Source organism: Kitasatospora misakiensis (assembly GCF_042656005.1).
In the GTDB taxonomy this organism is placed as follows: domain Bacteria; phylum Actinomycetota; class Actinomycetes; order Streptomycetales; family Streptomycetaceae; genus Kitasatospora; species Kitasatospora misakiensis.
In genome coordinates, this window is sequence record NZ_JBHSOF010000019.1 from 99,559 (window position 1) to 123,455 (window position 23,897).

The 23,897-nt window shown below is 73.3% G+C and carries 21 protein-coding genes; 12 read left to right on the forward strand and 9 right to left on the reverse strand.

Going from position 1 to position 23,897, the window contains the following annotated elements; all coding sequences use genetic code 11:
• Window positions 1-128: 128 nt before the first annotated feature.
• On the reverse strand, window positions 129-470 hold the full coding sequence (locus tag ACFP3U_RS16920) for a DUF3817 domain-containing protein (protein ID WP_380226358.1): 342 nt from the start codon (window positions 468-470) through the stop codon (window positions 129-131).
• 76 nt (window positions 471-546) lie between these two features.
• Window positions 547-1,086: a MarR family winged helix-turn-helix transcriptional regulator gene (locus tag ACFP3U_RS16925; protein ID WP_380226359.1), complete on the reverse strand. Its 540-nt coding sequence runs from the start codon at window positions 1,084-1,086 to the stop codon at window positions 547-549.
• A 491-nt stretch (window positions 1,087-1,577) separates the two neighbouring features.
• Here ACFP3U_RS16925 and ACFP3U_RS16930 point away from each other — a divergent pair, with 491 nt between their 5' ends.
• Window positions 1,578-3,215: a M4 family metallopeptidase gene (locus tag ACFP3U_RS16930; RefSeq protein WP_380226360.1), complete on the forward strand. Its 1,638-nt coding sequence runs from the start codon at window positions 1,578-1,580 to the stop codon at window positions 3,213-3,215.
• A 463-nt stretch (window positions 3,216-3,678) separates the two neighbouring features.
• Window positions 3,679-5,286, forward strand: a complete 1,608-nt coding sequence (locus tag ACFP3U_RS16935; protein WP_380226361.1) for a M4 family metallopeptidase — start codon at window positions 3,679-3,681, stop codon at window positions 5,284-5,286.
• A gap of 95 nt (window positions 5,287-5,381) precedes the next feature.
• Here ACFP3U_RS16935 and ACFP3U_RS16940 read toward each other — a convergent pair whose 3' ends face one another.
• Window positions 5,382-5,705 (reverse strand): DUF3817 domain-containing protein, encoded by a 324-nt coding sequence (locus tag ACFP3U_RS16940; protein WP_380226388.1) that lies wholly within the window; start codon window positions 5,703-5,705, stop codon window positions 5,382-5,384.
• Window positions 5,706-5,913: 208 nt separating this feature from the next.
• On the opposite strand from ACFP3U_RS16940, the gene ACFP3U_RS16945 reads away from it, so the two are divergent.
• From ACFP3U_RS16945 to ACFP3U_RS16960, 4 genes are all read left to right on the forward strand, one after another.
• Entirely contained in the window at window positions 5,914-6,552 is a 639-nt protein-coding gene (locus tag ACFP3U_RS16945; protein WP_380226362.1) for an AIM24 family protein, read from the forward strand.
• Entirely contained in the window at window positions 6,552-7,202 is a 651-nt protein-coding gene (locus tag ACFP3U_RS16950; RefSeq protein ID WP_380226363.1) for an AIM24 family protein, read from the forward strand. The genes ACFP3U_RS16945 and ACFP3U_RS16950 overlap by 1 nt, the downstream gene beginning before the upstream one ends.
• Before the next feature lie 260 nt (window positions 7,203-7,462).
• Entirely contained in the window at window positions 7,463-8,275 is an 813-nt protein-coding gene (locus ACFP3U_RS16955) for an AIM24 family protein (protein ID WP_380226389.1), read from the forward strand.
• A 134-nt stretch (window positions 8,276-8,409) separates the two neighbouring features.
• Window positions 8,410-8,931, forward strand: coding sequence for a MarR family winged helix-turn-helix transcriptional regulator (locus ACFP3U_RS16960; protein WP_380226364.1), 522 nt, complete (start codon window positions 8,410-8,412; stop codon window positions 8,929-8,931).
• A 58-nt stretch (window positions 8,932-8,989) separates the two neighbouring features.
• Here ACFP3U_RS16960 and meaB read toward each other — a convergent pair whose 3' ends face one another.
• Window positions 8,990-9,946: a methylmalonyl Co-A mutase-associated GTPase MeaB gene (meaB, locus tag ACFP3U_RS16965; RefSeq protein WP_380226365.1), complete on the reverse strand. Its 957-nt coding sequence runs from the start codon at window positions 9,944-9,946 to the stop codon at window positions 8,990-8,992.
• Window positions 9,947-10,032: 86 nt separating this feature from the next.
• Window positions 10,033-11,229 (reverse strand): acetyl-CoA C-acetyltransferase, encoded by a 1,197-nt coding sequence (locus ACFP3U_RS16970; RefSeq protein ID WP_380226366.1) that lies wholly within the window; start codon window positions 11,227-11,229, stop codon window positions 10,033-10,035.
• 255 nt (window positions 11,230-11,484) lie between these two features.
• On the opposite strand from ACFP3U_RS16970, the gene mce reads away from it, so the two are divergent.
• The 3 genes from mce to ACFP3U_RS16985 all read left to right on the forward strand — a co-directional run bounded on the left by mce (window position 11,485) and on the right by ACFP3U_RS16985 (window position 18,091).
• Window positions 11,485-11,928, forward strand: a complete 444-nt coding sequence (mce, locus tag ACFP3U_RS16975) for a methylmalonyl-CoA epimerase (RefSeq protein ID WP_380226367.1) — start codon at window positions 11,485-11,487, stop codon at window positions 11,926-11,928.
• Between the two features lie 509 nt (window positions 11,929-12,437).
• Entirely contained in the window at window positions 12,438-17,054 is a 4,617-nt protein-coding gene (locus tag ACFP3U_RS16980; protein WP_380226368.1) for a hypothetical protein, read from the forward strand.
• 107 nt (window positions 17,055-17,161) lie between these two features.
• On the forward strand, window positions 17,162-18,091 hold the full coding sequence (locus tag ACFP3U_RS16985) for a coiled-coil domain-containing protein (RefSeq protein ID WP_030302799.1): 930 nt from the start codon (window positions 17,162-17,164) through the stop codon (window positions 18,089-18,091).
• A gap of 67 nt (window positions 18,092-18,158) precedes the next feature.
• Here the strand turns inward: ACFP3U_RS16985 and ACFP3U_RS16990 are convergent, their stop codons facing one another.
• Both ACFP3U_RS16990 and ACFP3U_RS16995 read right to left on the reverse strand, forming a co-directional pair.
• Window positions 18,159-18,479, reverse strand: a complete 321-nt coding sequence (locus ACFP3U_RS16990) for a hypothetical protein (RefSeq protein WP_380226369.1) — start codon at window positions 18,477-18,479, stop codon at window positions 18,159-18,161.
• Window positions 18,476-19,276, reverse strand: coding sequence for an alpha/beta fold hydrolase (locus ACFP3U_RS16995; RefSeq protein ID WP_380226370.1), 801 nt, complete (start codon window positions 19,274-19,276; stop codon window positions 18,476-18,478). The genes ACFP3U_RS16990 and ACFP3U_RS16995 overlap by 4 nt, the downstream gene beginning before the upstream one ends.
• Window positions 19,277-19,367: 91 nt before the next feature.
• On the opposite strand from ACFP3U_RS16995, the gene ACFP3U_RS17000 reads away from it, so the two are divergent.
• Window positions 19,368-20,408, forward strand: a complete 1,041-nt coding sequence (locus ACFP3U_RS17000; protein ID WP_380226371.1) for an ABC transporter ATP-binding protein — start codon at window positions 19,368-19,370, stop codon at window positions 20,406-20,408.
• 1 nt (window position 20,409) lies between these two features.
• A complete protein-coding gene (locus tag ACFP3U_RS17005; protein WP_380226372.1) occupies window positions 20,410-21,174 on the forward strand; it encodes an ABC transporter permease in 765 nt (254 codons plus the stop codon).
• A gap of 60 nt (window positions 21,175-21,234) precedes the next feature.
• Here ACFP3U_RS17005 and ACFP3U_RS17010 read toward each other — a convergent pair whose 3' ends face one another.
• Window positions 21,235-21,558: an ATP/GTP-binding protein gene (locus ACFP3U_RS17010; protein ID WP_380226373.1), complete on the reverse strand. Its 324-nt coding sequence runs from the start codon at window positions 21,556-21,558 to the stop codon at window positions 21,235-21,237.
• Between the two features lie 227 nt (window positions 21,559-21,785).
• Here ACFP3U_RS17010 and ACFP3U_RS17015 point away from each other — a divergent pair, with 227 nt between their 5' ends.
• Window positions 21,786-23,099 carry an LLM class flavin-dependent oxidoreductase gene (locus tag ACFP3U_RS17015; RefSeq protein ID WP_380226374.1) on the forward strand — a complete coding sequence of 438 codons (1,314 nt, stop codon included), beginning with the start codon at window positions 21,786-21,788 and terminating at the stop codon, window positions 23,097-23,099.
• A gap of 73 nt (window positions 23,100-23,172) precedes the next feature.
• Here the strand turns inward: ACFP3U_RS17015 and ACFP3U_RS17020 are convergent, their stop codons facing one another.
• A complete protein-coding gene (locus ACFP3U_RS17020; RefSeq protein WP_380226375.1) occupies window positions 23,173-23,565 on the reverse strand; it encodes an SCO5389 family protein in 393 nt (130 codons plus the stop codon).
• Window positions 23,566-23,897: the final 332 nt, after the last annotated feature.

A 23,897-nucleotide genomic window follows, 5' to 3' on the forward strand; every position in this document is an offset into this window, starting at 1 on the left:
CCTAGTACTTGTCGACGGAGACCCGGCCAAGGGCACCGGGTGCATGCGAAAGGGCGCCCTCCCCCGGGCGGGGAAGGGCGCCCTCTACGGCGGCGCGACGGCGGCGCGACGGCCGGGCGCGGCTCCGCTCAGACGCCGGCCGGCTGGCGGGCGGCGTCACCGGCGGTCGGCCCGGCGGCGGCCTCGGCGACCACCTTGCGCTCGGCGACGAAGGAGGCGAACGGGATGCAGCCGGCGGCCAGGAAGAAGACCATCCGGCCCAGCGGCCACTTGAGCTTCTGGCCGAGCAGGAAGGTCACCACGAAGTACCCGATGTAGAGGTAGCCGTGCAGCATCGCGACGTAGGTGGTCAGGTCCTCGGCCGCGTGGAAGCCGTACTTCGCGACCATGAAGCCGCAGAAGACCAGCAGGGCCACACCGGTCGCAACGGCCAGGGCGCGGTACCAGCCCAGCAGGGGGGTCGCCTTCATCACTACATCGCCTCGCTCGGCAGCATCGGGGGGGTACGTCCGGATCCGCGCACCGCTCCCACGAGGGTAGCCGCCCTCACGCCCCGTCCCGCGCAGCCCCCTCGTCCGGCACCTCGGTGAAGTCGCCGGCCGCCACCCGCAGCGGGCGGAGCAGGTCGAACACCGCGCGGCACTGCTCGTCGTCGAACTCCTCCAGGCCGAACTCCATCGCCATGAGCTCCCCGGTCGCCCCCTCGACGACCTCGCGCCCCCGGTCGGTGATGGTGGCCAGCACCCCGCGGCCGTCCAGCGGATTGGGCCGGCGGGCGACCAGCCCGGCCCGCTCCAGGCGGTCGACGGTGTTGGTGACGCTGGTCGGGTGGACCATCAGGCGTTCGCCGATCTTGGAGAGCGACAGCTCCCCGGTCCGGCTGAAGGTGAGCAGCACCAGCGCCTCGTAGCGGGCGAAGGTCAGCCCGTACGGCTTGAGGACCGCGTCCACGCGGGAGAGCAGGATCTGGTGGGCCCGCATGATCGAGGTGATCGCCGCCATCGAGGGGACGGTCCCCCAGCGGCGGGTCCACAGCTCGTCGGCACGGGCGATCGGGTCGAAGTCGAGTGCGAGGGGCTTGGCCACCTCCTAACCGTACCGGCGGGTGGGGCGGGTGCTACCAGGCGTTCTGAGGGGTGGACAAGCGCGACGCGTGGCGGGATCCCGCCAGTCGGTTCGTCAGGTACATACCAGCACGTTGCAGGGGTGTGAACGGGCACCAACCATTTTTCCGGGCCGGGCGGTTGGCCCCCGAAGCGGGGTTCGCCCCGGTATCGGGCGTCGGTTCGGGCGGTAACCCGCTGCAAGGCGGAGCGATACGCACCAATTGTCACTCTGTTCACATTCCGCCTCATTGGCGAGACCTGGCCAATCCATGAACCAGACCTGTCATTTCACTTGTTGGATTGTCATGCTTTCGGCCAGCCCCGTCCGGTGGCCACCGCCCCACTCACCGGTGACCACCGTGGACCGCACGGAGCAGCCCGTCAGCGCCCGTTCCGCCCCTAAGGTGCCAACCCCGGCACCCCGGAGCGTGGTGCGACCGCGCACACGCGGTTTTCCGGAAGGACCTGTACGTGAAGCGAAAGCTCGCAGCCGGCGCCGTACTCTCCGCCACCGCCCTCCTCACCGGCGTCATCCAGGTGAGCACCGCCGCCGAGGCCACCCCCACCCCCTCGGTCCAGGCCCAGGCCGCCCAGCACCGCGCCGGTCTGATCGCCCTGGCGAGCGGCCAGGCCGGCCCGCTGACCAAGGCCCTCGGCCTCGGCGGCCAGGAGACCCTGGTGGCCAAGGACGCCGTGGTGGACGCCGACGGCACGCGCCACCTCCGCTTCGAGCGCACCTACGCCGGCCTGCCGGTGCTGGGCGGCGACCTGATCGTGCACCAGGCCGCCAACGGCGCCGTCGGCGCCGTGGACAAGGCCGTCACCGAGCAGATCGCGCTGCCGAGCCTCACCCCGAAGATCCCGGCCGACAAGGCCGCCGCCCAGGCCTCCGGCGCGGTGCAGTCCACCGTCGGCATCACCGAGGACAAGGACGAGTCCCCGCTGGCCGAGGTGCACCAGACCGGCGCCGCCCAGCTGGTCGTCTGGGCCACCGACGGCAACCCGCGTCTGGCGTACCGCACCACCGTCGAGGGCGTCCGCGCCGACGGCACCCCGAGCCGCCAGCTGCTGGTCACCGACGCCGCCACCGGCGAGGTGCTCTCCACCCACGAGCAGGTGCAGACCGCGACCGGCACCGGCGACGGCGTCTTCGTCGGCAGCGTCCCGCTGACCACCGCCCAGAGCGGCTCCACCTTCTCGCTCAAGGACGCCTCGCGCGGCGGCCAGTCCACCAGCGACCTCAAGGGCAAGACGTCCGGCTCCGGGACGCTCTTCACCGACACCGACAACGCGTGGGGCGACGGCACCGCCGCCAACCGCCAGTCGGCCGCGGTGGACGCGCAGTTCGGCGCGGCCGTGACCTGGGACTTCTACAAGAACACCTTCGGCCGCAGCGGCATCAAGAACAACGGCGTCGGCGCCACCAGCCGGGTCCACTACGGCCGCAACTACGTCAACGCGTTCTGGGACGACTCCTGCTTCTGCATGACGTACGGCGACGGCGACGGCAACACCCACCCGCTGACCGAGCTGGACGTCGCGGGCCACGAGATGACCCACGGCGTCACCTCGGCCACCGCCGGCCTGAACTACTCCGGTGAGTCCGGCGGCCTCAACGAGGCCACCTCGGACATCTTCGGCACCATGGTCGAGTGGTACGCCAACCTCGCCTCCGACAAGCCGGACTACCTGATCGGCGAGGAGATCGACATCAACGGGGACGGCACCCCGCTGCGCTACATGGACAAGCCCTCCAAGGACGGCGGCTCGGCCGACTCCTGGTCCTCCGGGGTGGGCAACCTGGACGTCCACTACTCCTCGGGTGTGGGCAACCACTTCTTCTACCTGCTGGCCGAGGGCAGCGGCGCCAAGACCATCAACGGCGTCTCCTACAACAGCCCGACCTCCAACGGCTCGACCGTCACCGGCATCGGCCGGGACAAGGCCGCGGCGATCTGGTACCGCGCGCTGACCGTCTACTTCACCTCGACCACCAACTACAAGGCCGCCCGCACGGCCACGCTGAACGCCGCCAAGGACCTCTACGGCTCCGGCAGCACCGAGTACAACGCGGTCGCGGCCGCGTGGAGCGGCGTCAACGTCAACTGACGTTCCACCCGTTCCACAACCGCTGAACGCGAGCGCCCGAGGCCCCACTGGGAGGGGAGGCCCCGGGCGCTCGTGTTTTCGCCCGCCCGCCTCCGGTTCGGGGTTCGCGGCGGGGGACGCGCCCGCGCGTAGCAATGGCCGGCCGGGGTCGGCAAGGGCCGCCGTTGGCGGGATCCCGCCAGCGGACGGACCGGGACGAACCGGTCACCTGTCGCACCCGAACCTTCCGTACTCGGCGGTGGCGAGACCTGGCCAATCGCCCGAGGCGCCCTGTTGTTCCACGGCCTGAATTGTCATGCTTCTGCCCAAGCCCCGTCAGGACGTCCGTCGCCCCCACCCATCGACGGACCGTCAGGCCGCACGGGAGCAGCACGTCAGCGCCCTACCGCCCCACGGCGCCAACCCCGGCGCCCCGGTATGCGGCGCGACCGCGCACCCGCGGTTTCGTGGAAGGAACCCGCACGTGAAGCGAAAGCTGACAGCCGGCGCCGTACTCTCCGCCTCCGCCCTGCTGGCCGGCGCCATCCAGGTCGCCGCCGCCCCCGCCCACGCCGCCCCCGTCCAGCAGCGCGAGGCCCTGGTCGCCCTGGCCGGCCAGCAGGCCGCGCCGGTGGCCAAGGCGCTCGCCCTCGGCGGCCAGGAGCAGCTGGTCGTCAGGGACGCGGTGGTCGACGCCAACGGCACCCGCCACCTGCGCTACGACCGGACGTACGCCGGCCTGCCGGTGCTCGGCGGCGACCTGGTCGTCCACCAGAAGGCCAACGGCACGATCGCCTCGGTGGACCGGGCCTTCGTCGGCCGGCTCTCGCTGCCGAGCCTCACCCCGGCGCTCTCCGCCGGCACCGCCTCCACCCAGGCCGTCGACTCGGTCCGGGCCACCGTCGGCATCGCCCCGGCCGACGAGGACGCCTCCCCGGTCTCCCGGGTCGACGGTGCGAGCGCCCCGGTCCTGGTGGTCTGGGCCGGTGACGGCAGCCCGCGACTCGCGTACCAGACCGCGGTCCAGGGCGAGCGTGCCGACGGCACCCCGAGCAGCCAGCGGCTGGTCACCGACGCCGCCACCGGCCAGGTGCTCTCCACCCACGAGGAGGTGCAGACCGCCACCGGCACCGGTAAGGGCGTGCACGTCGGGTCGGTGACCCTGACCACCACCCAGAGCGGCTCCAGCTACCAGCTCAAGGACCCGTCCCGCGGCAACCAGTGGACCGGCAACGCCAAGAGCAGCAACGCGCTGTACACCGACGCGGACAACGCCTGGGGCACCGGGTCCGCCTCCGACTCCCAGTCCGCCGCGGTGGACGCGCAGTTCGGCACCGGCGCCACCTGGGACTACTACAAGAACACCTTCGGCCGCAACGGCATCAAGAACAACGGCGTCGGCGCCAGCAACCGGGTGCACTACGGCAACGCCTACGTCAACGCCTTCTGGCAGGACTCCTGCTTCTGCATGACCTACGGCGACGGCAGCGGCAACGTCAACCCGCTGACCGCCCTCGACGTGGCCGGCCACGAGATGAGCCACGGCGTCACCGCGGCGACCGCGAACCTCACCTACTCCGGTGAGTCCGGCGGCCTCAACGAGGCCACCTCGGACATCTTCGGCACCATGGTCGAGTGGTACGCCAACCTGCCCACCGACGTGCCGGACTACCTCATCGGCGAGAAGATCAACATCTTCGGTGACGGCAAGCCGCTGCGCTACATGGACAAGCCCTCCAAGGACGGCTCGTCCAAGGACTCCTGGTACTCGGGGATCGGCAACATCGACGTCCACTACTCCTCGGGCGTCGCCAACCACTTCTTCTACCTGCTGGCCGAGGGCAGCGGCGCCAAGACCATCAACGGCGTCGCGTACAACAGCCCGACCTCCAACGGCTCGACCGTCACCGGCATCGGCAAGGACAAGGCCGCGGCGATCTGGTACCGCGCGCTGACCGTCTACTTCACCTCCAGCACCAACTACAAGGGCGCCCGGACCGGCACGCTGAACGCCGCCAAGGACCTCTACGGCACCGGCAGCACCGAGTACAACGCGGTCGCGGCCGCCTGGAGCGCGGTGAACGTCAACTAACCGAGAGCGGACCACTCCCGGAAAAGCGACAGGCTGCCGGGGCCCCACCGGGAGAGGGGGCCCCGGCAGCCTGTCGGCGTCCCGGGGTGGCGCGGTCAGGCCGCGACCGGCACCGCGTCCACGGCCTTGCCGCGCTCCTCCTTGGCGAGCATCCGCTCGGCGACGAAGCCGCCGCCGGGCAGCACCGAGAGGACGAACAGCAGGGCACCGCGCTTGACGTCCCACTTCTGCGTCTGCCAGGCCAGGATCCAGAAGACCACGTACAGGATGAACAGGATCCCGTGGACCATGCCCATCACCGGCACCCCGTTGAAGCTGGTGGTGCGCTTGAGCACCGAGCACAGCAGCAGGAGGAGGAAGGAGACCCCTTCGGGGCCGGAGACCAGGCGCAGGCGGTGGACGGCGCTGCTGTTCACGATGCGTACCTCGATACGGGGGCTCGACACGGGGCTCGAAGATCGCTTGTGAACCGGCTCACAAGCATCCGCCCCATTATCACCGAGCACATGTCCGAACCCGCCTCCGGGGTGCGGCGAGCGGAGTCCGACCGCCCGCTTTGTCGCGAACGCGTACCAGAACCGGGCCACCCTCTCCCCCGTTCGGCCCGTCGACCGCTAGATTGCGCCCGTGGCACAGTTTCGACTCCAGGGGTCCAAGACGCTCGCCGTCGACATGACCGGCGACCTCGTGAAGGCCAAGAACGGTTCGATGGTCGCGTACACCGGCCAGATGAACTTCAAGAAGCTCAGCGGCGGAGGCGACGGCCTGCGCGGCATGGTGACGCGCCGGCTCACCGGTGAGCAGATGACGGTCATGGAGGTGAAGGGACAGGGCATCTGCTACTTCGCCGACCGGGCGACCGAGATCAACCTGGTGCGGCTGAACGGCGAGACGCTCTACGTCGAGTCCGACAACCTGCTCTGCACCGAGGGCACGCTCAGGACCGGCACCAGCTTCACCGGCCTGAACGGCGTCTCCTCCGGCAACGGCCTGTTCACCACCAAGGTCGAGGGCCACGGCTGGGCCGCCGTCACCTCCAAGGGGCCTGCGGTCATCCTGCGGGTCACCCAGGGCATGCCGCTGCGGGTCGACCCCGGCGCGTACGTGGCGCACACCGGCAACCTCAACCGCTCCATCAAGTCCGGCGCCGGCTGGACCACCTTCATCGGCGAGGGCGGCGGCGAGGCCGTCCAGGTGGAGTTCACCGGTGAGGGACTGGTCTACGTGCAGCCCTCCGAGAAGCTGACCGTCGGGGGCGACGTCTGATGGCGTTCACGAAGATCAACAACAAGATGATCGAGGCCCGGGTCGTCCCCGGGCAGCGGCTGTTCAGCCAGCGCGGCGCGATGCTCGCGTACACCGGCGAGGTGCGGTTCACGCCGAACATCACCGGCGGGCAGGGCGGCGTCATGTCGATGATCGGCCGCCGGGTGGCCAACGAGGACACCCCGCTGATGACCGTCGAGGGCCAGGGCAGCGTGATGTTCGGCCACGGCGGCCACCACGTGCACGTGATCGACCTGACCGGCGACACCCTGTACGTCGAGGCCGACCGGCTGCTGGCCTTCGAGGGCTCGCTGCAGCAGTCCACCATGTTCATGGGCTCCCAGGGCGGCGTGATGGGCATGGTCCGCGGTCAGGTGACCGGCCAGGGCCTGTTCACCACCAAGCTGGACGGCCACGGCGCGGTCGCCGTGATGGCCCACGGCGGCGTCTTCGAGCTGCCGATCACCCCGAACCAGCCGGTGCACGTCGACCCGCAGGCCTACGTCGCGCACCGCGGCCAGGTCCAGAACAAGCTGTCCACCGCGCTGGGGTGGCGCGACATGATCGGCCGCGGCTCCGGCGAGGCGTTCCAGCTGGAGCTGTCCGGGCACGGCTCGGTGTACGTGCAGGCGAGCGAGGAGAAGCTCTGATGTCCTACCCGCCGCAGCCCCCGTACGGGCAGCCCCAGGACCCGTACGGCCAGTCCCCGTACGGCCAGCCGACCCAGCCCGGCTACCCCGCCGCCCCGCCGCCCGGCTACCCGCAGCAGGGCTACCCCCAGCAGGGGCAGCAGCCGTACCCGCCGCAGGGCCACCCCCAGCAGGGCTACCCGCCGCCCCCGCCGCAGGGCTACCCGGCCCAGCCGCCGCAGCAGTACGCCCAGGAGCAGTACGGCGGCGCGCAGGCCCCGCTGCCCAAGGCCCAGGACGGCTCCGGCCCCGTGGTGCACGACGCGCACAGCCTGCCGTCCAACGACAACGTCAACCCGTACGCCTTCTCGGTGGACCTCAACGGCTCGTACTTCCTGCAGAAGGGCAAGATGGTCGCCTACTACGGCGACATCTCCTTCAAGGGCGTCGGCGCCGGAGCGATCGACCGGATGCTCGGGCAGCACTTCAACTCGCCGATGCACGCGGCGGACTGGGTGGTCGCCGAGGGCCGCGGCAAGCTGCTGCTGGCCGACCGGGCCTTCGACCTCAACTCCTACGACCTGGAGGAGGGGAACCTGACGGTCCGCTCGGGGAACCTCCTGGCGTACGAGCCCACGCTGCGGCTCAAGCAGTCGATCATCCCGGGGTTCCTGACCCTGATCGGCAGCGGCAAGTTCGTCGCCGCCTCGAACGGGCCGGTGCACTTCGTCGAGCCGCCGATCCGGGTGGACCCGCAGGCCCTGGTCGGCTGGGCGGACTGCCCGGCGCCGTGCCACCACTACGACCACGACTACATGCACGGCGTGATCGGCGGCCTCCGCCGGCTCACCGGGCTGGGCGGGGCGTCCGGCGAGGAGCACCAGTTCGAGTTCATCGGCGCCGGCCAGGTGCTGCTCCAGTCGACCGAGGTGCTGATGGCCGAGCGCGCCGTCGGCCAGGTGCACGCCGAGGCCGGGGTGCCGATGGGCGGGGTGCCGGGCCAGCACGCCTCGGGTCACGGCGGCCAGCTGCCGAACGTGAACGTGCCCGGTCTCGGCAACCTGGGCGACCTCGGACGGCGCTTCGGGCTCTGACCCGCGCCGCCATCGCCGTCGACCGGTACGGCGCCGCGCCCCGCGCGCGGCGCCGTGGCCGGATCGCGACGGCCGCCGGACGTGAACGCCGGTAAAGTCGTACAACATTGAACTAAATGCGCTATCGTGGCACCATGGACACGCACACCATCGACCCGGCAGACATCTCGGCCCCGCAGCCCGAAGGGACCGAGGAGACCCCCTGGCTGACCGCCCGGGAACAGCGGTTGTGGCGCGCCCACCTGGAGGTCGCCAAGCTGCTGGAGTACCAGCTCAGCCGCGAACTCCAGCCGCACAACCTGGCGATCAACGACTACGAGATCCTGGTCGTGCTCTCCGAGGCGCCCGAGCGGCGGATGCGGATGACCGACCTGGCCACCGCCACCCTCCAGTCGAAGAGCCGGCTCTCGCACCAGATCACCCGTATGGAGACCGCCGGCCTGGTCCTGCGCCAGGAGTGTCCCGGCGACCGCCGCGGCCTCTACGCCCACCTCACCGACCAGGGCTGGGCGACCATGGAACGGGTCGCGCCCTGCCACGTGCGCAGCGTCCGGGCGCACTTCATCGACCGCTTCACCCCCGAGCAGCTCGACGCGATGTACGAGGCGCTGGCCCCGGTCGCCGAGCACCTGCGGGGCCTGCGCGGGCGCGGCTGAGCACCCCGCCCGCAGGACGGACGGGAGGCCGCCTCCCGTCCGTCGTTCGCGCCACTTCTCAGAGCGTGGTCAGGCCGGCCACCAGCCGGTCGGCCGCGCCGTACGGGTCCAGCTCGCCGGCCACCACCCGCTCGGCCAGCGCGGCCAGCTGCCGGTCGCCGTGCAGATCGCCGATCCGGGCGCGCAGCGCGGCCAGCGCGATCGCCTCGATCTCCTCGGCGGCCCGGCGCGCGCGCCGGACGGCCAGCTCGCCGTGCTCGTCCAGCCAGGCGCGGTGCTTCTCCAGCGCCTCGACCACCTCGTCCACGCCCTCGCCGCGGGCCGCGACGGTCTTCACGATCGGCGGGCGCCAGTCCCCCGCCCCGCGGGCCTCGCCGAGGCCCAGCATGTGGTTGAGCTCCCGGGCGGTGGCGTCGGCACCGTCCCGGTCGGCCTTGTTGACCACGAACAGGTCGCCGATCTCCAGGATCCCGGCCTTGGCGGCCTGGATGCCGTCCCCCATCCCGGGGGCGAGCAGCACCACCGTGGTGTCGGCCTGCGCGGCGATCTCCACCTCGGACTGGCCGACGCCGACCGTCTCCACCAGGATCACGTCGCAGCCGGCCGCGTCCAGCACCCGCAGCGCCTGCGGAGCGGCCCAGGACAGGCCGCCCAGGTGGCCGCGGGTGGCCATCGAGCGGATGAACACCTCGGGGTCGGTGGCGTGGTCCTGCATCCGGACCCGGTCGCCGAGCAGCGCGCCGCCGGAGAACGGCGAGGACGGGTCCACCGCCAGCACGCCGACCCGCTTGCCCAGCCGCCGGTAGGCGGAGACCAGCGCCGAGGTGGAGGTGGACTTGCCCACGCCCGGCGAGCCGGTCAGGCCGACGGTGTAGGCGTGTCCGGTGTGCGGCGCCAGCGCGGCCATCACCTCGCGCAGCTCCGGCGCGGCGTTCTCGACCAGCGAGATCAGGCGGGCGACGGCCCGCGGACGGCCCTGCCGGGCCTGCTCGACCAGGGTCGGCACATCGATCATGGGTGGGTCTCCTTGCGCCGAAGGGCTGCGCCCCGCCCATGGCGGTGCGCAGCCCCGGTGTGCGTCGGTCGGGTGGGCCGGTGTCGTCAGGCCTTGGGCACCCGGACGATCAGCGCGTCGCCCTGGCCGCCGCCGCCGCACAGCGCGGCCGCGCCGACGCCGCCGCCCCGGCGCTGCAGCTCCAGCGCCAGGTGCAGCACCACGCGGGCGCCGGACATCCCGATCGGGTGGCCGAGCGCGATCGCGCCACCGTTGACGTTGACGATCTCCGGGGAGACGCCCAGGTCCTTGGTCGACTGGTGGGCGACGGCGGCGAAGGCCTCGTTGATCTCGATCAGGTCGAGGTCCTCGACCGCGATGCCCTCCTTGGCGACCGCGTGCCTGATCGCGTTGGACGGCTGCGACTGCAGCGAGTTGTCCGGGCCCGCGACGTTGCCGTGCGCGCCGATCTCGGCGATCCAGCTCAGGCCCAGCTCCTCGGCCTTGGCCTTGCTCATCACGACCACGGCGGCGGCGCCGTCCGAGATCTGCGAGGAGGTGCCGGCGGTGATGGTGCCGTCCTTGGTGAACGCCGGGCGCAGCCGGGCCAGGCCCTCGACGGTGGTGTCGGCGCGGATGCCCTCGTCCTGGCTGAAGACGACCGGCTCGCCCCTGCGCTGCGGGATCTCCACCGGGACGATCTCGGCGTCGAAGACGCCGTCGGCCTGCGCCTTGGCGGCGCGCTGGTGCGAGGCGGCGGCGATCTCGTCCTGGGCCTCGCGCGGGATGCCGAGGCGGGCGTTGTGCTTCTCGGTGGACTCGCCCATCGGGATGTTCTCGTAGGCGTCGGTCAGACCGTCGTGGGCCATTGCGTCGAGCAGCTCGATCGCGCCGTACTTGTAGCCCTCGCGGGACTTCGGCAGCAGGTGCGGGGCGTTGGTCATCGACTCCTGGCCGCCGGCCACCACCACGTCGAACTCGCCGGCCCGGATCAGCTGGTCGGCCAGCGCGATGGCGTCCAGGCCGGAGAGGCACACCTTGTTGATGGTGAGCGCCGGGACGTTCATCGGGATGCCGGCCTTGACGGCGGCCTGGCGGGCCGGGATCTGGCCGGCGCCGGCCTGGAGGACCTGGCCCATGATCACGTACTGGACCTGGTCACCGGTCACGCCGGCCCGCTCCAGCGCCGCCTTGATCGCGAAGGCGCCGAGCTCCGCGCCGGAGAACCCCTTGAGGGAGCCGAGCAGCCGACCCATCGGGGTCCGCGCCCCGGCGACGATCACGGAGGTGGTGTTGGAGGACATGGGACGAGCCCCTTTGCGCGTCGTGGCCGGGTGGAGGATGCCGCTCAATGTACTGACCTGTTACCCACCCGTCACCGGACCTATGGTGTGATCGAGCGCACTGGCACGTTCAAGTCAACACCGTGCCGAACCGATCCGGGTGAACCCTCGGCGGCTCCGTGTGAGCAGGCTCGCACCGGGATCACTGGCGCCGCCGACCGCCATGCGTTGCACTGTTTGCCGTCCTGTCACGCCCGCCCCTCACCGGAGGCCACCGTGCTCACCCGCATCGACCACATCGGCATCGCCTGCCGAGACCTCGACAAGACGGTCGAGTTCTACCGCTCCACCTACGGCTTCGAGGTGTTCCACAGCGAGGTCAACGAGGAGCAGGGCGTCCGCGAGGCCATGCTCAAGATCAACGACACCGGCGACGGCGGTGCCTCCTACCTCCAGCTGCTGGAGCCGATCCGCGAGGACTCCCCGGTCGGCAAGTGGCTGGAGAAGAACGGCGAGGGCGTCCACCACATCGCCTTCGGCACCGCCGACGTCGACGCCGACTCCGAGTCCATCCGCGCCAAGGGCGTCCGGGTGCTCTACGAGCAGCCGCGGATCGGCTCGATGGGCTCGCGGATCACCTTCCTGCACCCCAAGGACTGCGGCGGGGTGCTGACCGAGCTCGTCACCTCCGCCGAGCCGGGCGCCCACGAGGACCACTGAGCCGCCCCCGGGTGCCGCCGCGCGGCGGCACCCGGGCCTCCCCGCGCCCGTCCGCCGCCCCTCCGCACCGCCAACCCGCTGGTAACCTCGCCCGTCGAGCCGGAAACCCCTACGCGGCCATTCCCCCGCAAGACGCTCCCACTACAATGCCCAGGTGCGCGAAGACTCCGGGGGACGGAGAAGACGGGCACGGCCGAGACAGGCCCGCCCGCCCCGGTGGGAGGCCCGTCGCAGGGGAGTCCATTACGCGGGCACGACCGAACAGTCGCAAGACGGATCTGTCACCATTCTCCACAAGGCAAGAGTTCGCCCAGGAGTCCACCCGGACGGGGGAATGCGGATCGACCGCGCTCCCACGGCCAGGACTCCGACGACGCGGCGGGCGCCCCCGATTGGACGGGGGACGTCCGAACGTCCGCGGATGCAAGGACCAGTCGGAACAGCGCCCGGACCACGGGAGCGGACCGGCCGGGTCGAGGACGCGACCAGGAGATGGATGGGACCGCGGAGTGCGGGGCTACGACCGCTACGAGGTTGACGATCACCTCTCCCAGTTCGAGGCCGAGATGGATCGGACTCGGAAGGAGCGGGACAAGTCAGTCGAGCATGCCGAGGACCTCGCCTACCAGGTGGAGGTGCTCCGGGCCAAGCTGCACGAATCCCGCCGCATGCTCGCCCAGCCGCGCGCCTTCGACGCCGTCTCCGGCCAGGCCGAGCAGATGCTCCGCACGGCCGAGATGCAGGCCCAGCAGCTGCGCGCCGACGCCGAGCGCCAGCTGCGCGACTCCCAGGCCGCGACCCAGCGGATCATGGCCGAGGCCGCCGAGCGCACCGCCCGGCTGGAGGCCGAGCTGGCCGCCCGCCGCCGCCAGCTGGAGGACGAGCTCGCCGAGCTGCGGCGCAGCGCCGAGCAGCACGTCAACGAGAACGTCAACTGGGCCGAGCAGACCCGGGCCGGCACCGAGCAGGAGGCCCAGCGCCTGCTCCAGGAGGCCCGCGGCGAGGCCGAGCGGATGATGGCCGCGGCCCGCGCCGAGGCCGCCGCCCTCTCCGACCAGGCCCGCGCGCAGACCGCCGCCGACGTGGACGCCGCCCGCGGTGAGGCCCAGGCCGCCGCCGAGGCCGCCCTCCACCGGGCCCAGAACGACGCCGAACGACTCCTCCGGGCCGCCTCCGAGCAGGCCCAGCAGGCCGGCGCCCAGGCCGCCGCCGACGTGGACGCCGCCCGCGGCGAGGCCCAGCTGCAGCTCGCCGCCGCGCACGCCGCCGCCGAGCAGGAGCTGGCCGCCGCCCGCGCCGAGATCGGCCGGCTCACCGAGGCCGCCGCCGCCGAGCAGAGCCGCGCCGAGCAGCAGCTCGCCCACGCCCAGGCGGAGATAGCACGGCTGCGCGCCGAGGCCGTCGCCGAGGCCGAGCGGGCCCGGCAGGAGGCCGCCGAGCTGCGGACCCGCGCCACGGCCGCCGCCGAACAGCTCCAGGCCGACGCGGAGGCCGCCGCCGAGCGCCGGTTCGCCGACGGCGAGGCGGCCAGCGAGCAGCGCTCGCAGACCGCCCGCGCCGAGGTCGCCCGGATGGTCGCCCAGGCCACCAAGGAGGCCGAGGCGATCCGCGTCGAGGCCGCCACCAAGCAGGCCGAGGCGGACGCCGCCAAGGCCGCCGCCGCCGAGGAGAGCGAGCGGCTGCGCGCCACCGCCGAGTCGGTGGCCGGTCAGCTGCGCGCCGAGGCCGAGGCCGCGATCGCCGAGATGCGCGAGCGGGCCGAACGGGACGTCGCCGAGCTGCGGGCCCAGGCCGAGGCCGCCGCCGAGCGGCTGCGCGGCGAGGCCGAGGAGGCCGGCCGGGCGACCGGTGCCACGGACGCCGCCGCCCACCTGGCCAAGGCCGCCAAGAGCGCCGAGGAGATGCTCGACCGGGCCGGCCGGGACGCCGAGGCCACCCGCGCCGGGGCGACCACCGAGGCCGAGCGGATCCGGGCCGAGGCCGCCGCCGAGGCCGAGCGGCTGCGCGAGCAGGCGCGGGCCGCGGTCGAGGCCGCCCAGAACGCCGCCCTGGACGACGCCGCCGCGATCCGCGAGCGGATCCAGGAGATGCAGGACGAGGCCGCCCGACTGCGCGCCGAGGCCGAGGAGCTGCGCGCCCAGGCCGCCGCCGAGGCCGAGCGGGTGCGCGGCGAGGCCCGCCGGCAGGCCGTGGTGCAGATCGAGGAGTCGGCGAAGACCGCCGAGGAGCTGCTCACCAAGGCCAAGTCCGACGCGGACGAGCTGCGCTCCGGCGCCGCCGCCGAGATCGAGCGGCTGCGCGCGCAGGCCAAGGAGCACGCCGCCGAGACCCAGGGCCGGGCCGAGCAGACCCTGGAGCGGGCCCGCACCGAGGCCGCGAAGATCACCGCCGCGGCCGAGCAGCAGGGCCAGGACGCGCTCACCGCCGCGAAGGCCGCGGCCGCCGAGAACCGCTCCGCCGCCGAACGTGAGACCGCCGAACTGCGCCGCGAGGCAGGCGAGTTCGACCAGCGGGTGCGCGCCGAGGCGACCGCCGCCGCGCAGGCCCTGCGGGCCGACGCGCAGGCCGAGGCGGACGCCGTCCGGGACGCCGCCGTCGGCGCCGCCGAGCGGCTGCGCACCGAGACCGACACCGAGGTGGCCCGCAGCCGGGCCGAGGCCGAGGCCGCCGCCGAGGCGCTGCGCGAGGAGAGCCGGCGCGAGCGCGAGGAGGCCTCCGCCGGGCTGCTCCGCGAGCGCGAGGAGACCGCCGAGCGCTTGGCCGCCGCCGCGGAGGCCCGCGAGCAGGCCGAGACCGCCGCCGCCGAGCTGACCGAGCGCACCGCCGCGGAGACCACCGCCGTCCGCGAGGCCGCCGACGCCCACGCCGAACGCGTCCGCACCGAGGCCGAGACCGCCGCCGCCGAGCTCACCGAACGCACCGCCATCGAGACCGCCCGGCTCCAGGCCGAGGCCGAGCGGGCGCTGGAGACCGCCGAGACCGTCGCCGAACAGCTCCGGGCCGAGGCCGAGGCCGCCGCTGCGGAGACCCGCGAACAGGCCGAGACCGCCGCCGCCGAGCTGACCGAGCGCACCGCCGCGGAGACCACCGCCGTCCGCGAAGCCGCCGACGCCCACGCCGAGCACGTCCGCACCGAGGCCGAGACCGCCGCGGCGGAGCTGCGTGAGCGGGCCGCGGCCGAGCTGGCGCTCGCCGAGGAGCAGGCCGAGACGGTCCGCGCCGAGGCCGGCCGCGAGCTGTCCGAGGCCCGGTCCACCGCCGCGGCGATCCGCGCCGAGGCCGGCGAGGAGCTGGAGCAGGCCCGGCGCGACGGCGAGGAACTGGTCGCCGCCGCCCGGACCGAGGCCGCCGGGCTGGTCGAGGCCGCCGACGAGGAGGCCGCCGAGGTCCGCCAGTCGGTGGCCGGGCTGCACGAGACCGCCTCCCAGCAGATCGCCGAACTCCGGGCCGCCGCCGAGCGGGACGCCGAGGAGCTGCGCGAGCAGGTCGAGCGGGCCGCCGCCCAGCTGCGCGACACCGCCGACCGGGAGACCACCGAGCTGCGGGCGCTGGCCGACCGCGAGACCGCCGAACTCCGGGCGCTGGCCGACCGCGAGACCGCCGAGCTGCGCGACGCCGTCGAGCGCGAGGTGGCCGAGCTGCGCGCGGTCGCCGAGCACGAGACCGCCGACCTGCGGGCCCGCACCACCGCCGAGACCACCGCGCTGCGCGAGCAGACCGAGCTGGAGCTGGCCGCCGAGCGCGAGGCCGCCGAGGCCGAGCTGGCCCGGCAGCGGGCCGAGGCGCTGGCCTGGGACGAGGCGCTGCGCGCCGAGGCCGAGTCCACCCTGCGCGCCGCCCAGGAGGCCTCCGAGCGGCAGCGCGCCGAGGCCGCGGAGCTGGCCGCCCGGACGGTGGCCGCCGGCGAGGACCGGGCCGCCGGCACCGTCGCCGACGCGGAGGAGTACGCCGCCGCGCTGCGCGCCGAGGCCGAGGAGTACGCGCTCGCCACCCGCACCCTCGCCGACGACTACGAAACGGCCTCCCGCGGTCGCGCCGACGCCTACGACGCCGACACCCGCGAGGCCGCCGAGCAGTTCGACAAGTCCACCCGCGAGCACGCCAAGTCCGTGCTGGAGAAGGCCTTCGCGGACGCCGAAGCGCTCGGCGAGGACGCCCGCACCACCGCGCTGGCGACCACCGCCGCCGCCGAGGAGCAGGCCGACGCGATGGTCGCCGCCGCCCGCAAGGAGGCCGACCGGCTGGTCTCGGCCGGCGAGGCCGGCGGGCAGGAGGCCGTCGAGAAGGGCCGGTCCGACGCCGACGCGCTGCTCTCCGAGGCCCGCCGGGACGCCACCGCGATCCGCGAGCGCGCCGAGGAGCTGCGCGAGCGCACCGACGCCGAGGTGGAGGCCCTGCACGAGCGCGCCCGCAAGGAGAACGCGCAGGCCATGAAGTCGGCCGGCGAGCGGGTGGACGCCCTGGTGACGGCGGCCCAGGACCAGCTGACCGAGGCCGAGGAGCAGGCGGTGGCCACCGTCGCCGAGGCCGAGGACCGGGCGGCGGCGCTGGTCGCGGCCGCCGAGGACCGGGCCAACGAGCTGACCTCGGAGGCGTCCGCCGAGGCCAGCAAGGTCCGGCTGTCCGCCGTCCGCAAGGCCGAGGGCCTGCTGAAGGAGGCGGAGACCAAGCTCGCCAGCTCCACCGACCGCGCCGAGGCCCTGATCGTCAAGGCCGAGGCCAAGCTGAAGTCCTCGCAGGACGAAGCCGAGGAGCGGCTGGACTCGGCCGCCGCCGAGGCCGAGAAGCGGCTGCGGGCCGCGGACCAAGCGGCGGACGAGCAGGTCGAACTGGCGAAGGCGGAGGCCGAGCGGCTGCTCGCCGAGGCGCGGGCCGAGGCGAAGCGGGTCACCGACGAGGGCCGGCGCGAGCTGGACGAACTGGTGCGCCGCCGCAAGGACATCAACACCGAGATCTCCAGGGTGCAGGACGTGCTGTCCGCCCTGGAGGCCTTCGAGGCGCCGTCACCGGTCGCGCAGGCCAACGGGGGAAGCAACACCAAGAAGGACGGGGGTGCCAAGGCCGGTGCCGGGATTGGCTCTCCCCGATCGGGTGGCAATCGCTCCAAGAACGCACCACCCGATTGAGCGGACATTGTCCGCGGGACAACGGCGTTTCGCCGCCGACACTCCGGTACCGTGTCAGGATTCCCTCAACCACCTCAGCGGTTTGACGACAGGAAGCCCAGAACCCCATGAGCGACAGTCACTCCCCTCACGGCTTCGACCTGGTGCGCCGTGGGTACGAGCGCGCCCAGGTAGACGAGCGGATCACCAAGCTGGTGGCCGACCGTGACAGTGCCTTGACCCGGATCAGCGCCCTCGAGAAGCGCATCGAGGAGCTCCACCTGGAGACCCAGACCGCCCAGGCCGCGGTGGCCGAGGCGGAGCCGTCGTACGCCGGTCTCGGTGCCCGGGTCGAGAAGATCCTGCGGCTCGCCGAGGAGGAGGCCAAGGACCTGCGCGAGGAGGCGCACCGCGCCGCCGAGCAGCACCGCGAGCTCGCCGAGGCCGCCGCCCAGCAGGTCCGCACCGAGGCCGAGAACTACGCCAAGGACCGCAAGGCCAAGGCGGAGGACGAGGGTCTGCGGATCGTCGACAAGGCCAAGAGCGACTCCGCCCAGCTGCGCGCCGAGGCCAACAAGGACGCCCAGAACAAGCGCGAGGAGGCGGACGCCCTCTTCGAGGAGACCCGCACCAAGGCCGCCCAGGCCGCGCTGGAGTTCGAGACCAACCTGGCCAAGCGCCGCGAGCAGTCCGAGCGCGACCTGGCGGCCCGCCAGGCCAAGGCGGAGAAGCGGCTGGCGGAGATCGAGCACCGGGCGGAGCAGCTGCGCCTGGAGGCCGAGAAGCTGCGCACCGACGCCGAGCGCCGCGCCCGCCAGACCGTCGAGACGGCCCAGCGCCAGTCCGAGGACATCGTGGCCGACGCCAACGCCAAGGCCGACCGCATCCGCAGCGAATCCGAGCGCGAGCTGGCGGCGCTCACCAACCGCCGCGACAGCATCAACGCCCAGCTGACCAACGTCCGCGAGATGCTGGCGACGCTGACCGGCGCGGCCGTGGCCGCCGCCTCGCTGCCGAACGACGACACCATGGGCGTGCCCGCCCAGCAGTCGCGCTGACGCGCTCCGCAGGCCCCGTGACGGCCCCCGCCCTCCCCGGGCGGGGGCCGTCCGGCTTCCCGCTTCCTCAGCGCGGGTAGGCGCCGTCCGGCCGCTGGTGGCCGCAGCTGAGCTGGTTGCCCTCGTCGTCCGAGACCGTGCCGAACCACGAGGTGCACCAGACCGACACCGAGTCCGGCCAGTACTGCACCTCGAACGGGTGCCCCGGGCCGTAGTCGCCGTACGAGGTGACGATGAACGTCTCCCCCGGGCGCATCCAGTAGTCCTCGCCCAGCGGCTCCAGGGTCAGTTCGAGCAGCCCGTCACCCCGGTTGGTCAGCGGCATCCGGCCGGTGACCTCCAGCGCGGAGAAGTCCCAGCCGCCGGTCTCCGCACGCTCCTCCTTCATCCCGCCGCCACCACCCGCTCCAGCAGCCGGAGCGCGACCGCGTCGAACGCCTCCGGCGCCTCGATCGCGCTCAGGTGGCCCACCCCGGGGAGCACGGTCAGCTCCGCGTCCGGCAGGGCCTTCGCCATCAGCTCCGCCTCGGTGACCGGGATCAGGCCGTCCTCGGCGCCCGCCACCACGGCGGCCGGCACCCGCACCCCGGCCAGCACGTCCAGGCGTTCAGGGCGGGCCGCCATGGCCCGCTGCGCCCAGGCGACGGCGGCCGGCGGGGCGGCGGCGACCATCCCCTCCACCCGGTCCACCAGGTGCTGGGAGGCCGGCCCGAGCTGGCCGGCCGCCATTTTCTCGTCGAGCAGCAGCCGGACGCTGTCGCGGGCCAGCACCGCGGCGGCGATCCGGGCCCGGTTGGTCCGGGCCGCCTCGGGGTCGGCGGTGGCCTTGGTGTTGGCCAGCAGCAGGCCGGCCAGCCGGTCGGGGTGGCGCTGGGCGAAGGCCATCGCCACGTACCCGCCCATGGAGAGCCCGCCGAGCACCGCCCGGTCGATCCCGGCGGTGTCCAGCAGTCGGGCGACGTCGTCGGCCACCGTGTCCAGCGAGGGCTCCTCGGAGCCCAGCCCGGTGCCGCCGAAGCCGCGCTGGTCCGGGGCGATCACCCGGGCCCGATCCCCGGCCGGGCCGGGCAGCGCGTCCAGTTGGGCGGACCACATGGCGGCACTGAGCGGAAAGGCGTGCAGCAGCACGAGGGGTGTTCCGGTACCGCTCTCGCGGACGGACACTGCGGAGGGGAGCTGGGTCATGGGGCCACCGTATTCCGGTGCGCCCGGCGGGCCCACTCAGCGGGCCACCTTGTCCGCTTTGTCATAGCCTGACGGAGAGTAAGGGAGCGCCATGATCGAGCTGCACGACCTGACCAAACGTTACGGCAAGACGCTGGCCGTCGACCGGCTCAGCTTCAAGGTCCCGCAGGGCGTGGTCACCGGCTTCCTGGGGCCCAACGGTGCCGGGAAGTCCACCACGATGCGCATGATCCTCGACCTCGACCGCCCCACCGGCGGCCGGGTCACCATCGACGGCAAGAGGTACGGACAGCTCAGCGAGCCGCTGAAGTACATCGGCGCGCTGCTGGAGGCCAAGGCCGTCCACCCCGGCCGCACCGCCCGTGACCACCTGCTCTGGCTGGCCCAGAGCAACCGCATCCCCGAGCGCCGGGTGGACGAGGTGCTCGCCGCGGTCGGCCTCACCCCGGTCGCCCGCAAGCGGGCCCGCGGCTTCTCCCTCGGCATGGGCCAGCGCCTCGGCATCGCCTCCGCGCTGCTCGGCGACCCGGAGATCCTCATGTTCGACGAACCGGTCAACGGGCTCGACCCGGAGGGCATCCTCTGGATCCGCAACCTCATGAAGCGCCTCGCCGCCGAGGGCCGGACCGTCTTCGTCTCCTCGCACCTGATGAGCGAGATGGCCGTCACCGCCGACCACCTGGTGGTCATCGGCCGGGGCCGGCTGCTCTCCGACCTGCCGATGGCCGAATTCATCCGCCGCAACTCCCGCTCCGCCGTCCGGCTGCGCAGCCCGCAGCCCGAGCGGCTGCTCGACGTCCTGGCCGGCGCCGGGCTGCGGCACGAGCCCGGCCCGGACGGCGCGTACGAGGTGGTCGACGGCGACCTCGCCGAGCTCGGCGAACTCGCGGCCGCGCACGGCGTGGTGCTGCACGAGCTCAGCCCGCAGCAGGCCTCGCTGGAGGAGGCGTTCATGCAGATGACGGCCGACGCGGTGGAGTACCACGCCGGCGACGGGGCGGGGCGCGACGCGGCCGGCGCACCCGGCGGACCCGGCGGACCTGGCGGACCTGGCGCACCTGGCGCCTGGGGGGCCGACTGGCGGGGCGGCGCGGCGAAGCAGCCGGTCGCCCCCGGCACGGAGGAGAACTGAGATGGCGTCCTTCCCCGCGGTCCTGCGCTCCGAGTGGACCAAGATCCGCAGCGTCCGCTCGACGGTCTGGACCCTCGCGCTGACCTTCGTGGTCACCCTCGGCATCGGCGCCCTGCTGTCGCTGCTCACCAACAACAACTTCGAGGAGTTCCGCAGCGACGACAGCCCGTTCGACGCCACCGGGACGGCCTTCTCGGGCATCATCCTGGGCGAACTGGCCATCATCGTCTTCGGCGTCCTGGCGATCGGCAACGAGTACAGCAGCGGGATGATCCGGGTCACCCTGGCCGCCGTCCCGCAGCGCGGCACCCTGCTCACCGGCAAGGCCGTGGTGCTCGGCGCGATCGCCCTGGCCGTCTCGCTGGTGACGGCCTTCCTGACCTTCTTCACCGGCCAGGCGCTGCTCGGCGGCCACTCCACCTCGCTGGGCGAACCGCACGTGCTGCGCGCGGTGTTCGGCGCCGCGCTCTACCTCACGATGCTCTGCCTGTTCTCGGCCGGGGTCACCGCGATGCTGCACAACCAGACCCTCGCGCTGGGCGTGCTGGTGCCGTTCTTCTTCCTGCTCTCGCCGATCCTCTCGGCGGTGCCGGGGGCCAAGACCGTCGCCCACTACTTCCCCGACTACGCGGGCTCCCGGATGCTGCTGGTCTACGAGCAGCACGGCCAGCCGTACGGGCCCTGGGCGGGCTTCGTCATCTGCCTGGCCTGGACGGCCGCCGCGCTGGTCGGCGGCGCGCTGGTGCTGAAGAACCGCGACGCCTGAGCGCCCTTCAGTGCCCCGAGTGCCCTGAACGCCCTGAGCGCCCTGAGCGCCCGGCAGGCGTCAGTACCGGGGAGCGCCGCGGCCGCGGAGCAGGTTCGAGGCCCGGCGCTCCCGCGCGCCCCAGCAGGCCCGGTGCCAGTGCCGCCGGTCGTCCACCCCCGCGCCGTGCGACGGCCAGGCCACCACATGGCCGACCCCGGGCGGGATCTCCTGGTCGCAGCCCGGGCAGCGGTAGTGCCGCCCGGCCGTCCCGGCGACCGTCTGGACCACCCAGTCCTCGCCCCGGTAGTTCTCCGTCCGCCGCATCGAGCCGCCCAGCGGGGCGGCCGGCTCCGCCTGGTCACGGTCGGCGGCGCTCTTGATCCGGTTGCGTCGGGGCGACACGGTGGGCTACCTCTCTACGGGGGTTCGGAACCGTTCCAGCCTACGGCGCCGCGCCACCGGGTCGGGCCCCTATCACGGCATCGGGGGATGATCCGGTGTTTCCCCTGAGATCCACCCGTATCTCTGGGAAATTGGTGGTTCGGCGTGCCATTGGCACATGACATCGGCTACTCACGAGGGGACAGGCGGGGCCCGCAAACCCTGCGCGCACCCGAGGAGGCCTCAGAATGACCAGAACCAGCGCCCGCGCCGAGACCCGCCGGCCCGTCGGGGTCCGCCCGCCGGCCCCCGGCCCGGCGCTGACCCCCACCACCGTCACGGCCGCCGCCGGCACCCCACTGCCGGCGGTCCAGCGGTCCGCCACCGCCACCGCCACCGCGGACACCGCGCCCGTCCGGGTCGGCGCGTTCCTGCTCTCCGCGCAGTTCCCCGGCCAGACCCACGGGGAGGCGCTGGACCGCACCGTCCGCGCCGCCGTCGCGGCCGAACTGGCGGGACTGGACAGCGTCTGGCTGGCCGAGCACCACTTCGTCCCGTACGGGGTCTGCCCGAACGCCGCCACGCTGGCCGCGCTGCTGCTCGGCCGGACCAGGCGGATCGGCATCGGCACGGCGGTCAGTGTGCTCTCCACCACCCACCCGGTGGCCCTCGGCGAACAGGCCGCGCTGCTCCACCTCACCTCCGACGGACGCTTCACGCTCGGGGTGGGGCGCGGCGGCCCGTGGATCGACCTGGCGGTGTTCGGCGGCGGTGTCGACGCCTTCGAACAGGGCTTCCCGGAACGGCTCGACCTGCTGCTGCGCTGGCTGCGCGGCAGCCGGGTGGGCGCGGCCGGACCGCAGTTCAGCTTCCCCGAGGTCGCCGTGGTGCCCCGGGCCACCGAGCCGCCCCGGCACCCGGACCTCGGCGCCTGGCTGGGCCTCGACGACCGGACCGGCGCGCTGCGCTTCCCCCGCCAGCGCCTGGACGCGGACGGCTCCGCCGAGGAGCTCACCGCCACCGGCCGCCCGGCGGCCGGCCCGCCGGTGGTGGTCGCCTGCACCTCGCCCGGCGGGGTCCGCACCGCCGCCGAGCGCGGCCTGCCGATGCTGCTCGGCATGCACTCCGGCGACGACGACAAGCGGCAGATGCTGGAGCTGTATCGTTCCGCCTGGCTCGCGGCCGGGCGCGGCGAGGAGCAGCTGCGCCGCGTCACCCGCCAGCACGTCGCGGCCGGGGTGGCCCAGGTCGACGACCGCGCCTCGACGGCCCGGGCGACGCTGCTGCGCGCCATGCCGGGCTGGTTCGAGTTCGGGCTCGGCGCGCACCGCACGGTGGACGGCCGGGAGCGCAAGATGCGCGACCCGCGCCAGTACACCGAGCTGCTCTGCGACCTGCACGCGGTCGGGACGCCGAAACAGTGCGCGGACCGGCTCCTGGCCACCGCCGAACGGACCGGCATCCGCCGCTTCGCGCTGCTCGCCGAGGGCAGCGGCGACCGCGAGGCCACCCTGCACAACATCGCCCGGCTCGGCTCCGAGGTCCTGCCGCAACTGGGCTGAAGCCCGCCGCCGGGCACCCCACCTCGGGGCCCGGCGGCGGGCTCCGACGGACGGTACAAAAGCGAACCTATGACTAACAGTCGCGCAGCTCGTCGGACTGGTTGAGCAGCTGCTCGCGGACCGAGGTGAAGCGCTCGTAGCGCTTCTTGTTGGTGGAGGACGGCCGGAACACCGCCACCCGGTGACAGTTCTGGAAGGCCAGCCGGACGCCGAAGTGCCGTTCCAGGGCCCCCCGGATGGCATCGCTGGCCAGCGCCCGCAGGAGCTGGCCGCGGGCCTGCTCGCTGGGCGGCGGTACGTGGTTGTCGGCGAAGTCGGTCCCGTCGACCTCGGCCTGGGCGACCAGCGAGCTGATCAGGTCCCAGGCGTAGGGCAGGGAGACGCGGACGCAGTCGACGAACTCCCGCTCGTCGACCTCGTCCCGCTCGGCCTTCTCCAGCAGGGCCGGTGAGACGTCGAGCGACATGGATTCTCCTCTCGCGGTCCGCCCGCGCGGCGCCCGGGCGGTGATGCGTAGTCCAAGTCAGAGCTAAGGGTGGGTGAAGGCGCGCGGGTGTGTCCGGAACACCGTCGGACGGGTGTGACGCCGTCGGACGACCGTGCTTCCGGCAGCGCGCCGAGGCGGGGGCGCCGATGCCCCGTCGAGGGACGCGGCCGGGGCGCCGCCCGCTCAGAACAGCGTGGCAGTCAACGACGGGTCAGGCCGGTGGTTCCGGTGGATTGCTCCGGGAATACGCCCCGGTGCACCAGAATGGCCGGATCCTGTCGGATCGTTCATCTGAAGTCTCCATCCCCGTT